At 33.0% G+C, this 14,235-nt stretch carries 8 protein-coding genes; all 8 read right to left on the bottom strand.

The features are described from left to right. Window positions 1–280: 280 nt before the first annotated feature. On the bottom strand, window positions 281–550 hold the full coding sequence (locus QZV12_RS00600) for an Ig-like domain-containing protein (protein ID WP_295615595.1): 270 nt from the start codon (window positions 548–550) through the stop codon (window positions 281–283). Then, window positions 537–1,457: a hypothetical protein gene (locus QZV12_RS00595; RefSeq protein ID WP_295615593.1), complete on the bottom strand. Its 921-nt coding sequence runs from the start codon at window positions 1,455–1,457 to the stop codon at window positions 537–539. The genes QZV12_RS00600 and QZV12_RS00595 overlap by 14 nt, the downstream gene beginning before the upstream one ends. Continuing rightward, window positions 1,408–4,809 carry a right-handed parallel beta-helix repeat-containing protein gene (locus QZV12_RS00590; RefSeq protein ID WP_295615591.1) on the bottom strand — a complete coding sequence of 1,134 codons (3,402 nt, stop codon included), beginning with the start codon at window positions 4,807–4,809 and terminating at the stop codon, window positions 1,408–1,410. Before QZV12_RS00590 ends, QZV12_RS00595 begins: the two co-directional genes overlap by 50 nt. Window positions 4,810–4,946: 137 nt before the next feature. Next, on the bottom strand, window positions 4,947–6,137 hold the full coding sequence (locus QZV12_RS00585; protein ID WP_295615589.1) for an Ig-like domain-containing protein: 1,191 nt from the start codon (window positions 6,135–6,137) through the stop codon (window positions 4,947–4,949). Continuing rightward, the gene (locus tag QZV12_RS00580) at window positions 6,064–7,839 is read right to left on the bottom strand and encodes a hypothetical protein (RefSeq protein ID WP_295615587.1); all 1,776 of its coding nucleotides are present in this window, start codon (window positions 7,837–7,839) and stop codon (window positions 6,064–6,066) included. The genes QZV12_RS00585 and QZV12_RS00580 overlap by 74 nt, the downstream gene beginning before the upstream one ends. A 395-nt stretch (window positions 7,840–8,234) precedes the next feature. Next, entirely contained in the window at window positions 8,235–11,456 is a 3,222-nt protein-coding gene (locus QZV12_RS00575; RefSeq protein ID WP_295615585.1) for an Ig-like domain-containing protein, read from the bottom strand. After that, window positions 11,395–12,216, bottom strand: coding sequence for a hypothetical protein (locus QZV12_RS00570; RefSeq protein WP_295615583.1), 822 nt, complete (start codon window positions 12,214–12,216; stop codon window positions 11,395–11,397). Before QZV12_RS00570 ends, QZV12_RS00575 begins: the two co-directional genes overlap by 62 nt. Window positions 12,217–12,464: 248 nt before the next feature. Continuing rightward, window positions 12,465–13,835, bottom strand: coding sequence for a right-handed parallel beta-helix repeat-containing protein (locus tag QZV12_RS00565; protein ID WP_295615581.1), 1,371 nt, complete (start codon window positions 13,833–13,835; stop codon window positions 12,465–12,467). Window positions 13,836–14,235: the final 400 nt, after the last annotated feature.

The following is a 14,235-nucleotide window of genomic DNA, read 5'->3' as shown; positions in this document are numbered from 1 at the left end:
TATTAAATTAAAATTCGTTTAATATCAATTAAAATTTGTTATTATTTTAATTTATTAAATATTTAATTGATATTAAATTGATATGAAATTGATATTCAATTAATTTGATTAATATCAACTAATTATTCATTTAATATAAATAATAGGATATGAAAGATCAATATTTTTTCAATATCATCTAACATATCACTTTCCCCTAATATATAATACAATATTAATTTACATTTAAATATATTTTACTAAATATCACCTTTCATTCAATATATCAATTTTTCAAAACTTATTTTATTGTTAATTTTGCAGTCTTGTTGATTGCAGCATATGTGCTGTCTCCACCGTATTTTACTGTGAAATTATATGTTCCTTTTTTGTTTAGGCTTACATTGACAGTTGCAACACCATTGGCATTTGTGGTTGCAGTATACTTTTTGCCATCTAGTGAGAAAGTTACTTTTTTGCCTGCAATCGGATTTCCTTTAGCTGTTTTAAATGTAGCAGTTAATGCTTTTGTCTTTGCACTTGCAGCATAAGACTTGTTAGTAACAGACAAAGTTGGTTTTTGGAGATTTACTGTGATTTTTGCAACAACAAATGATGCATTGTAGACATAATCCCCTAAGAAACAAAATAGCAAATGTGTATGTACCTTTGTAACCAAGGTTGATTTGGAGTTTTACAGACCCATTTTCATCAGTGACCAATCCATTTTTCTCATTATAGACTACATCATTGAAACCAATCTGAACAGGTTTGTCAACCAATGGATTTCCATCAATGTCTTTCAGTACAACTTTGAAATCATCACCTATTCTGCCATCAACCTTATAGTCAAAAGCAGTAGTGACCATATCCTCATACTCAATAACAGTCACAATTCTTTCAGTAGGAATAATTTGCGGAACAATATTAATTCCATCATCAGATGAAACGCTGGATACAACAAAGTCAAATGGCTTTATACCTGCATCAAGGACATTGTTTGAAATGCTGATTTCACCAGTTGGTGAAAGTATTCCCCTTTCAGAGACAATCTCTAAAACAGCAGTAGACTCGGCAACAGCACCACCCGCTGCAGTGAAATTATTACCTGAAATGTTTATGCTTGCAACATCAATGGAAGTGCCATCAGTAGCATTATCAGCAACAGCCCTAATGACTGTATTCCCATTATTAAGCACAAATGCGACATTAGTGATATTCACTTCATCAGGTCCTCCCTGAGATTTGGTAACGACATTGAATATAGGGCTACCATCATCAGCACCATAAATAATAGCGCCATTTCCCTTAAGAGTAATGTCTTTAGTAATATTTACATTTGAAATATTAAAGTAATTGAAATTGCCTAAATCTACAACTGAACCATCTACAACATTATCAATTAAATCTTGAAGATCTTTAGAAGTTTTACCTGGATCTAAAACAGTGAAAGTAGCATTGGTTAATAATGGAATCATAATTTGCATCATCAAAAATTGCATTTGCATAATACTGTCCAGCAGGAAGCTCTAAAATAGCTTTTCCTTGACCATTGAATACTCTTACATCCACCAATGTACCATTAACATCAAGAACATAACTGCCTTTAACTTTTGCAAAGATTTGTATACTGACATTATTTCCATAAATTATATCATCTACAACAACTACAGCTGTATTATTTGCTTTTGAAACGGTGAAAGTAGCATTGGTTACAATAGTATCATAATTTGCATCATCAAATGTTGCATTGATATAGTAATCCCCAGCAGCCAGACGAAGATTCCATATTTCTACACCATCTTCTATCTCAATATCAGTGAGGGTTCCATTGAAATCAATGGTATAATTACCATCCACATCTGCAGAAAAGATTATAGTTGTCCAATTTCCATAAACAACATCATTTGCAGTAATATTTAGATGATTAGTTCCCTTTAAAACATTGAAGGTTATGGAAGCATTGCTTTCTGATATGCCGAGATCTGGAAGATTTATTGCTGTGAGATTGTATTGACCTGCAGGCAATATTGGAAGTCTGATTGTATCGTTGATTGTGTAGGTCCTGTATACGCTTTCATTGTTTTCATCAAAAACGTATACCTCAATGACGGTCCTGTTTTCAACATCGAAAGTTACATTGATGGTTTCCCCATAAGCAACATCATCTATAGGATTGATGGATATGCTGGAACCGACACCCTTGATTTTGAAAAGTTTGGAATCCTGGCTTCCCCTATAAACGCTACTAGGAAGATTGAAGACGGTAATCTTATAATAGTCATCATTGATAGGTAAATTAACGGCTATCCGTCTACTGTATTGATCAACGGTACCATTGACATAGATAAGGGATTCATCTTCACTTGTAATTAGAACTTTAACTTCAGTACGGTTAACAATGTCAAAAGGTATGGTACAATTCATATAATCAAATTCTGCATTATCCTCAATGTTTAGACTAATGGAACTGCCGGACCTATTCAAAGTAAAATTACCTTCATTATTTACATAGGTGTAATAATCACCATCCAAATGATAAGCATTATATGTATAATTCCCATCATCAAAGTTTACTATGGTAAAATACTGTTCACCAAATGAATTTGTAATTAATGTAGTGTTAGTTAAGAGATTGTTCTGGGAATCATATATCTCTAATGTAATGTTCTGGCCACTTGCACCATTATTGTAGATTTCATAATCACTGTTGACTATATCTCCATTCCAATAGGTAATATTAGATATGTTAATTGTATATTCCGCATAGATTGCATTAACATAATTGTTCCATCCGGTTAAGAGGAAACTCAAAACGCCATTGCTTAAATTAGAGCTTAATGAGTAGGATTCCGCCTTATTGTTCAGGAATGTGGAAGATGATATGTTACACTGGGATGAGTTATCTGATTGAGTACAATAAATTGCAGCACCTTTTTTCCCTGCAACATTAAATACGAAAGTGGAATATATTATGGTACTGTTGGAATCATTGAAGATTATTCCACCTCCATCTCCAGTAGCAAGATTGTAATCAAAATCACAAAAGTCGATCAAAGCAGTGGAATTGATAAAATGCATTGCTCCTGCTCTTGATGCAGAATTGTTTATAAAGAAAGTGGAATAAGCAGTCAGATTGGAATCATTACAATATATTGCACCTCCTTCATTTGAAGCACCATTTTCCAAGAAAGAAGAATAGGAGAGAACATATTGATTAGATGAATCTAAAAAGAATGCTCCTCCATTATTACTTGCATTGTTACTTATGAATTTTAAAAACTCCATTGTTACTGCAGCACCAATGGAATAAATAGCTCCCCCATCCTTTGCAGTATTGTTAACAAAATCACAAAAGTCTATAGTACAATTATTGTTTAGGAGATAAATGGCACCCCCATTATTTGCACTGTTGCCTGTGAAATTACATAGGTACATAGTGCTTATGTTGGTTGTTGAATATATTGCACCTCCTGCTTCAGTTGCAGAATTGGATATTAAAGCGCATGAAGTTAAATTACAATTATTTGAATAGATTGCACCACCAAGAGTAGCGTTGTTGCTTTCAAAAGTATCATTGATTAAAGTGACATTGAAATTATTGTAAAGAGCTCCACCATTTTTTGCAGAGTTGTTTGATAAATTACAATTGGTTATGAAACCTATATAGTTGTTATATATTGCACCACCATCATTTTTTGCAGAATTGTTTTTGAAGGTGGAATTGTCTACAGTATAGTTTTCACCATCTGAATAGATTGCTCCTCCAAGATTATTCGCATAATTATCCTCAAATGTACAAGTTTCAATGGTAATGTTTTTGGATTGGCTTTCAACCCGACCTGTTAGAAATATTGCTCCACCAGTATCTGCAGAATTGTTTATGAATCTAGAGGATTCAATTCTTCCTTCATTGCTCATCAGAAGAACAGCTGCACCTAAATTTGAAGACCCATTTATAAAAGTACAGTTGGAAATTTCTCCTTTGGATGAATATACTGAACCTCCAGCGGTGGTAGCATTGTTATTAATAAAAATACAATTGGTTAAATAACAATCTGAGGAATAGATTGCACCACCTGCATATGCACTGTTGTCAATGAAAGTACAGTTGTCCATATGGATATCAGCCAATGAATAGACTGCACCTCCAGATTTACTAGCATTTGCTGAATTATTTTTAAAAGTACTGTTGGATACGTATAAGCTTCCTCCACCTAATAGAATAGCTGCACCATTGAATCTGCCGGAATTATTTTCAAAATTACAGTTTTCTATTACACAATCACTTTGATAAATTTCAATTGCACCGGAAGTTTCGCCACCGGCATTCCTAAAGTTAATGTTCCTCAATATTACATTTGATGATCTGATGGTAAAAATTCCTGATTTTTGCTGTGCATCAATGATATACCCATTTCCATCTATTATCAATGATTTTGAAATTGAAATTTGGTTCAAACCCTCTTGGTAAATATCATTCTTTAAAATTATAGTGTCATTTTCATGGCAATTGTTGATTTCATCCTGTAATCCAGAAAATGAATTTCCACCATATTCTCTTTCTGTTTCCAAAACCTGTGAATCATTAGCCACTTCCAATACATCATTTTCTGAAGATTGAATATCATCATTAGAACTTAAGCCAGATTTTTCAGAATCCAACACATCACTATCAGAGTCTGAAACAACATTTCCAACATTTAAGTCATAGCTGTTGTCCTTTAACATTGTGCTGTCTGAACTATCCTCCACTTCAGATGCACTAACAGCACCTGCCATTAAAAACAGTAGAACAAATGCCATTATAAAGACTTCATATTTCCTCATTTTCTTCACCTTAAGACCTAAAAAACATCTGTTAAAATTATATTTTCCATATCCTATCAAAAAATTATTTTATCGTTAATTTTGCAGATTTGTTGACTGCTGCATAAAAATTATATTTTCCATATCCTCTCAAATAATTATTTTATTGTTAATTTTGCAGATTTGTTGACTGCTGCATATGTAGAACTTCCAGCAAATTTGACTGTAAAACTGTATGTTCCCTTAGTGTTTAGACTTACATTAACAGCTGCAACACCATTAGCATTTGTAGTTGCAGAATAGGTTTTGCCGTTAAGTTTGAAAGTTACCTTTTTACCTGCAATCGCATTTCCTCTAGATGACTTGAAAGTAGCAGTTAATGTTTTTGTCTTTGCACTTGCAGCATAAGACTTGTTAGGAACAGACAGAGTTGGTTTTTGGAGATTTACTGTGATTTTTGCAACAACAAATGATGCATTGTAGTCATAATCACCTAAGAAACAAATAGCAAAGGTATATGTGCCCTTGTATCCAAGGTTGATTTGGAGTTTTACAGACCCATTTTCATCAGTGACCAATCCATTTTTCTCATTATAGACTACACCATTGAAACCAATCTGAACAGGCTTGTTCACTAATGCGTTTCCTTCACTATCCTTCAAAACAACCCTGAAATATTCTCCTACCCTATCATCAACATTATAATCAAAAGCAGTAGTAGCCATATCACTGTATTCAATTACAGTAGCCTTCTTTTCAGGAGTAATATTTAGAGGAACAATGTTGATTCCCTCACCTGAACTAACGCTAGTCACATCAAAACTAAATGGAATTGTACCTGCTTCGATAAGATTGTTTGAAATGCTGATTTCACCATTAGGTGAAAGCACTCCCTTTTCAGATTGAAGATTCAAAATAACTACTGATTCAGTGACAACATTATCATCAACTGCAGAGAAAGCATTGTTTGAAATATTTATGTTTGCAACATCAAGGGTATTGTTGTCTGTGGCATTATCCGCAATCGCATTTACAATTACATCCCCATTTTGAAGATTGAAAAGAATACCTGTGATGTTTACATCATCAGGTCCATTCTGAGACTTTGGAACAATGTTGAATATAGGGCTGCCATCTCCAGCACTTGTAATTGTAGTGCCATCACCCTTAAGAGTAATGTTTTTGGTAATGTTTACATTTGAAACATTTACATAATCAAAGTTGCCTAAATCAACAACAGAACCTTCTTCAGCATTATCTATTAAATCCTGAAGGTCAGTTGCAGTCTTTTTTTTCTTTATGGACATATTCATATTCATAGACATATGGAACACGTTCTCCCCATTCATCATAATAATAGAAAGGATCATTGTCTATATCATCACCGTCATGACGCAGAGTGATGGAATTTATACCTTCCTCCAGTTCTGAAAATGGAACTGCAACATTGATTTTTCCATCAAAACCTACATCCACAGTTGTCCAATTTACATCATTGACAAAAATGGTGACATTGCCTAATACTCCAATGATATCAGCAAGGACATAAAGTTTTTCATCAATGACCCTTTCATCGAGTAATACATTAGGAATAATCTTTATGACGGTTTCTTCACTTAAATTATAATCTCCATCAAACTCAACCAAAACATCATGTGAACCGATTATCCAAGGATAATCATCAAATGAATAGACCGCTTCACCATCAACGACATCTACACTGTCTACAAAATACCAGTCATATTCATCCAAAGTTGAGATGTTCAATTTGCCTTGGGCGTCACTTGGCACTCTTAACACTATCTTTTCATCACCTTTACACAGGACCAATTCTGGAATATATAGGTAAGGTTCCACATCCACTACCACCAAGCATGACTTTTCATCATAAAACTGGTCCTTATAGCTAAAGACTAAAATATTCTCACCTAATTCAAAATCAGACAATGTCAAGTGTGCTAATCCATATTCAAGATTAATGTCATAGGTCTTGTTATTGACTTTTATTTCATCACCAATTGCATCAAAAGGCAATATAATAGTAAAAGTAACATTATCACCACAATAAACCTCATCTGAATTTGGGTAAACCTCAAAGAGATATGTTACATCAATAGTATCGGAAATTGTTACATTATCCCAATTGCCATTATAATAGGAAACGTTATATGTGTGTGTACCTACAGACAAATAATCCAAAAAGACAGGAATGTAATACCTGAATTCATCTGTTTCATTTATATATCTTAAGTTATAGACTGAATCGTTTATTATCTCAATACCATCTACCAAAACACGAAGATATCCTCGGGTACCTTCAACATAGACATTGATAAAACTGTTAAGATCATCCCCAATAACTATTTCATAAGGGGCTTCAACCCTTACATGCCTTGAATCCTCAACAAAATGCACATACCCCTCAACGGAATCGAATGAAAACCATCCAATGTCATATTTAAACAGAACATAATAAATATCAGGAACCTCAGCTATGGAAATGTCAGTTGGTCTTATATAGTAATAAGAGTAATTGGTGTCATTAGAATCAATTTCCTTATCCAACTCTTGGATAGGGCTAGTGAAAATTTCTTCGGCATCATCCTCATTCTTACCAATAAAAAGAGATACACTACCTCCAGCTTCAGTATAAGTATAAAGCTTAGCCACATAATCAGAGTCATTATAAATATTAACGGAGTGAGGATTATCAGAAGAAAGATTATATGTATTTAACTCCAAATAGGTTTTAATGGTATAATCATCATCAGATAAAACATTTCCCTCATTTACATACTTTAAACCACCATCAGAAATAGATTTTCTCTTTTCAACAGCAGTAGGCTCATCATATTCAACTACATTATCATCATTTTCGATTACACTAGTATCTTCTGCAGTTGTTAATGCATCGGCATCAACAGCAAAATTATCAACATTTCCATCGCTTGAATCATCAGTATTTAAACCATCAACATCAGCTGCACTGATGCTTGACAATCCAATCATTAGAAATATTAATATTGATATAAATATTATCTTATTTTTCAACATTGTCCCCCCATGAATAAAAAAATCCTCATTTTATAAAGACATATTTTTTTATTTCACAACTCCTTCTTTATCTTTTAAAAACATTTTTGTTGTTTTAATTGAATATTTAATGTTAATTTTGAATTTAAATATTTAATGTTAATTTTGAATTAAATTACAATGATAAATTTGAAATAACTCTTTAATTTTTAATTTTGAATTAAATTACAATGATAAATTTGAAATAACTCTTTAATTTTTAAATTTAAATCAAACCACAGATAATAAATTTGAATTAAAAAATTATTTAATAATTAAATTTTCAGTTTTGAAACTATAAATAATAAATTTGAAATAAATATTAAATTTTTAATTTTAAAACAAACCATAAATAATAAATTTGAAATAAAAAATTATTTAATGATTAAATTTGCAGTTTTGCTGATTGCAACATATGTACTGTCTCCACCGTATTTTGCTGTGAAACTGTATGTTCCTTTTTTGTTTAGACTTACATTAACACTGGCAACACCATTCCCATCAGTTTTTGTTTTGTAGGTTTTGCCATTGACTGTGAAAGTGATCCATTTATTAGCGATTAGACCTCCATTTTCAGATTTGAATGTTGCGGTTAATGTTTTAGTATTGTCGCTTGCAGCATAGGATTTGTCAGGAACGGTCAATCTAGGAGTTTGCTCTTTGACAGTGATTTTTGCAACTACAAATGATGCATTGTAGTCTCCATCACCTAAGAAGCATATTGCAAAGGTGTATGCTCCTTTATATTTAAGGTTGATTTGAAGTTGAGCTACACCCTCTTCATCGGTTTTTACATCGTATACAACTCCATTGAATCCTATTTGAACATCTTTAGTCGCCAATGCATTGCCTTCTGAATCCTTAAGAGTCACTTTGAAGTATTCGCCTATTCTGCCATCTGCACTCTCATCAACTGTTGTTGTGTTCATGTCATGATATTCTATTACAGTTGCTTTTCTTGGAGGAGTGATGTTTTGAGGAAGAATGTGGACATCACCACCAGAGGCTATTTCAGTAACATGGAATTTAAATGGCTTTACACCTGCATCGATTGTGTTTGCAGAAATGTTTATTGTGCCAGTAGGTGATAGAATGCCTCTTTCAGACTCAAGCAATAATATTGTGGCAGATTCAGGAATTACATCATCGTCAATTGCAGAAAATGTGTTTCCTTTTATATTGATGCTTGCCACATCAATTAAATAGACGTTTGTATCATTATCTGCTATAGCCTTAAAGACAATATCTCCATTATTCAGCTTAAATGAGATATTTGTGATGTTTAGCTCATTAGGCCCATTCTTAGATTTAGGAATGATGTTGAACATAGGGCTTCCATCACCAAGTCCAGTAATGATGGTATCATCACCCTTGAGGATAATGCTTTTGGTAATGTTTACATTTGAAACATTTTCATACTCATAGTTACCTAAATCAATAACTGACCCAACTTCAGCATTATCAATTAAATCCTGAAGATCCTTGGCAGCCCTTTTGTTATTGACAACGGAAACGGTAACCTCAATACTTGCACCGTCATATTCATCATCACCGTCAAATACAATGTATGCAGTGTAATTACCTACAACCAAACTGCTTAAATCAATAAGTACAAGACCATCAGCACCAGTAACTGGAGCAACATCTATAGTTCCGACATTGACCTTAATTGTCTTTCCTTCAAGAGGAGTGTCTCCAGCAGCCAAAATAGCTGACAATTGACCTGAACCATGACCTACTGTAGTATTATTAGCAACTAAAACAGTGCCACATTTAATGACATTGAATGTTGCATTGGTAATGGCAGAACTGTAATTTCCATTATCAAAGGTTGCATTTGCATAATAAGCACCAACAGGCAAAGACAAACTAACCCTGCCCTTACCACCAGAAACATTAACTGACAAAACAGTGCCATTGACATCAACAGAATAAATACCATCAACATCAGCAAAAACATTAATCACAACATCCTCACCAAAAACAACATCATCAACACTTACAATAACATTATTAGAAGCTGGAGTAACGTTAAATGTCGCATTTGTAATAACAGAGGAATAATCATCATTATCAAAGGTTGCATTAGCATAATAAGCACCAACAGGCAAAGACAAACTAACCCTGCCCTTACCACCAGAAACATTAACTGACAAAACAGTGCCATTGACATCAACAGAATAATCACCATCAACCTCAGCAAAAACATTAATCACAACATCCTCACCAAAAACAACATCATCAACACTGACAAGAACATCATTATATAAATCGACAATATTGAAAATGGTTGAATCGCTGCTCTCTTTGTGAATGTTATCCCCATAATTGATTAAAGTTACTTGATATGTACCTTCAGGTAAAACAGGAACAGTTACAGATTTGTTTGTGGTATTTTGAGACCATACAATAGTGTTATTGCTATCAAAGATTGTAACATTGACTGTTGTGAGATTTTCACCATCAAATGTAATGTTAAACTCATCACCATAGGCCACATCAGGAATTGGATTGATGACAATAGAGGAATTTAACTTCAATATTTTGAATAATTTAGAATCCTGACTTTTTGAATAATCAATGGTTGGAGAATTATAAACAGTGATATTGTAATAATCATCATTAGGTTCCAATTCCACAACGAAATAATCCTCATCAACTGTTTGATTAATATAAACCTGACTTCCATCCATACTGGTTATGACAACTATTGGAACAGTCTTGTTGACTATATCAAATGAGATGTTACAATCCAGATAATTAAATTCTGCCCCATCATAAATATTGATGGTGACGGAACTTGGAGAAGAGTTAACCTCAAAGCTTCCATTTACAAAGCCGGAATATGTGTAGTACTCATCATCCATATGATATGCCTTATATGAATATTTTCCGCTATCCAAATTGTATGTGGCATAATAGACCTTACTTTGGCCATCAGTTACCAAAGTAATGTTTTCAACCAGATTGCCATCCTCGTCATAGAATTCCAAAGTGACATTTTGTCCAGGATTTGTATTATATCTAGGAGGCATCAGATCAGTATTTGCAACTGTACCATTCCAATAGATGACATTGTTGAATCTTATGCCAGAAGCTGCGGAAATTGCATTTATATACTCGTTTCCACCCAATAATGTAATGATAATCTGTGAATCATCAGTTATTTCTCCACGGACATATGATGATGCCTTATTATTTAAGAATTTTGAATTGGACATGAGAATATCTTCATCAGGACAATAGATCGCTGCACCGTGGTCAGCGAAATTGTTTTCAAATATAGAATTGTCTACAGTGAAATTATTTCCTGTAAGTGAAATTGCTCCCCCATACTCTGCAGAATTATTGAAGAATCTGGAATTGATTATTCTGGTATGATTAACCAAGTTTCCATTTACTGCCCCACCGGAATCAGCACTATTGTTAAAGAAAATACACCTGGAAATTAAGGTTTCATTATTGTCAATTAAGTTAACTGATCCAAAATAAGCATGATTGTTTGTGAAATTACAATCTTCAATAATTATATTTTCATTTTGTTGAAGTTTGCATAAAGCAACATTTTCCTTCAGGACTGTTATTGCAAAAATCACAACCTACAATATGAATGTCCTTTGAAAATTGGCATTCAATAGCTGTAGAGACATTTGTAAAGGTACAATTGATTATGTCAAAACCTGTGATTTCCATACCATTTAAGTATATTTCACCTTCAAAATTACAGTCATGAATGGTGATATCATTCAAATGAGACATGAATATTCCAAATGATTGATTCAATGGATTGATGGTATAGCCATTACCATTAATTGTTAGATTGGAATAGCGTATATGTAAAGAATCAATGGTATCATATCCAATGGAATAAGTGTAGTTTTGTGTAAGATTTATTGTACTGTTTTCACTTGCAAAATGCAATATGCGTTCTAACTTTGCAAATTCTCCGATTGTTACATCAAAACTCTCATTAAATCCAGTGTAGTAATCGTCATCATCGTGACTGATTTTAATAGTGTAGTTTCCAACATCCAAATAGGAATAGTCTAAAATGAGGTTTCCTTCATTATCGGTTAATTGATTGAAGCTATCAATCAGATTATTATCAGAATCATAGATTTCAATGGTTAAATTCTGTCCAGGGTTGGAATGATGAACAGGAGGCGCAATGTCTGTGTTTGTGATTGTACCATTCCAATAAACAACATTCTCAAAACTAACATCAAACCAGGAATAAATGGCATTTAAATAATTATTGTAACCTGAAAAAGCAAGATTTGCTGTTAAATATTCATTTATTAATTCATAATTAGGATTTGCCTTATTAAGAAAGAAGGTAGAATCACTAATGTACATAAAAGGGTCATTATCATAAATGGCAGAACCTCGATGAGCAAAATTGCCTATGAACTCTGTATCGGAAAAATCACACTCCCTATGACATACAACAGCACCACCATCGTTTTCGGCAGTGTTGTTATGGAATTTTAAATTATAGAAATCAGAATTAGCATTGGAATAGACTGCACCGGCATCATAAGCGGAATTGTTGGTGAAATTACCTTTTGATATGAAACCACCACCATTACAGTAAACTGCACCACCTACATGTGCGAAATTATTCTCAAAGTCAACACTATAGAAAGAAGAATTATCATTGGCATAAACTGCACCACCGTTTCCTCTACATGATTGTCGGTGAAGGTTGAATAGGAGAAGTTACAATAGTCATGACAATATACTGCACCACCGTTTTCCCCTGCACGATTATCAATGAATGTGAAATTTGATATTTTACAGGAATCCTTACAGTATATTGCACCACCGTTTCCTTCTGCACCATTATTCTCAAAATAAAAAAACGCATCACGGATTATGTAAAAGTCATTGTTATAGATTGCACCACCGTCTCCGGTTGCATGGTTACTTGTGAAGTTACAATTTGAAAGCACCTGATTATGGACCATAGTGGTGGTATTGGCTATATTGATGAATAATGCACCACCATTTCCTGTTGCTTTATTGCGTTTAAAATTATTGTTTGTAATATTTCCATAGCTGTAGACCCATGCAAATGCACCACCATTCAATAGCGTCTGATTACCTTCAAAGCCACAATTGTCAATCAGACAATTGACAGCGAAATCAGAATAGATGGCACCACCATTTTCTGTAACGTTGTTTTCATTGAAAGTGGAATTTGAAATGGAGGCATACCTTGAATAAGACAAGGATATTGCACCACCTGTTTTTGCACGGTTCTTGTGAAAAGTACAGTTTGCTAAAGTGGTGTTCACTGTTGAGTCGATAGATATGGCTCCACCAGATTCATCTGCAATATTCCATTCAAAGGTACAGTCTTCAATAACTGCATGATTGGTGTTAACGTAAATTGCACCACCTTCACTTGCGTTATTGCCTTCAAAGGTACAGTTTACAGCAGACCCCTTATATATGGCTCCACCGAAAAATTGTGCACGGTTATTGATGAAAGTGCAATTATAAGAAATAGAATTACCGGATATTGCACCACCATCGTGTGCATGTCCATTTATAAAAATAAGATCTTTAAATACAACATTTAAGCTACTGTCTGTAATTAGGAAAAATCTTGCAACATCAGAACCATCCAATGTGTGACCATTACCGTTAATTGTCAGCTTACGTGAAATGGTAATTCCTCTAATAAGCAGTCCAACATCTTGCTTATCAGTTTGGTTGTTAAAAGTATAGTCGCTGGTTAAATTAATTTCCTCATCAGAATTTCCATTGATGTCTTCATTTAACATTGCAAATGTTTTAGCATCCTCAGATAACAGATCATCTTCGTTTTGAAGATTCAAATCATCATTAATGTTCCCATCAGGAAGATTCAAATCATCATTTATTTCAAAAGCAAATGTGGAATTAAGGCATATCAATGAAAGCATTAAAATAATGCTCATACTGATAATTCCACGTTTATAATTTTTCATTGTTTTCCCCCAAAATTATTTTCCCCAAGGCATTATTAATAGATTAGCATTAATAATAAGATTATAATTTTTACATTATATATGTAAGTACTTTATATCTATAAAGACATATATAATTTTCGGGTCTGTAGAAAACCTTATTAAAATAATCCACAAACATAGATATTTAAACAAAATAAGTGAAATATGATATTTAAATTTAATATAAATAGAAAAAATTTAAACAAAATAAGTGAAAAAATTTTTAATTTGTTTTTAAAATGTAGGAAAAAATAAAAAATTTTATTTCTGAATTTTAAAGTTTAGAACAGTCCCTAAAAAAAAAAGAAAAAGTAACTTTAATTTTGAATATTTAAGTTTAGAACAGTCCCTAAAAAAAAGAAAAAGTAAAGAAAATAAG

Origin of the sequence: uncultured Methanobrevibacter sp., from assembly GCF_902769175.1 — an archaeon.
Classification (GTDB): domain Archaea; phylum Methanobacteriota; class Methanobacteria; order Methanobacteriales; family Methanobacteriaceae; genus Methanobrevibacter.
Note: the sequence above shows the minus strand (reverse complement) of the source record. Positions and strands in the feature narration are given on the sequence as shown.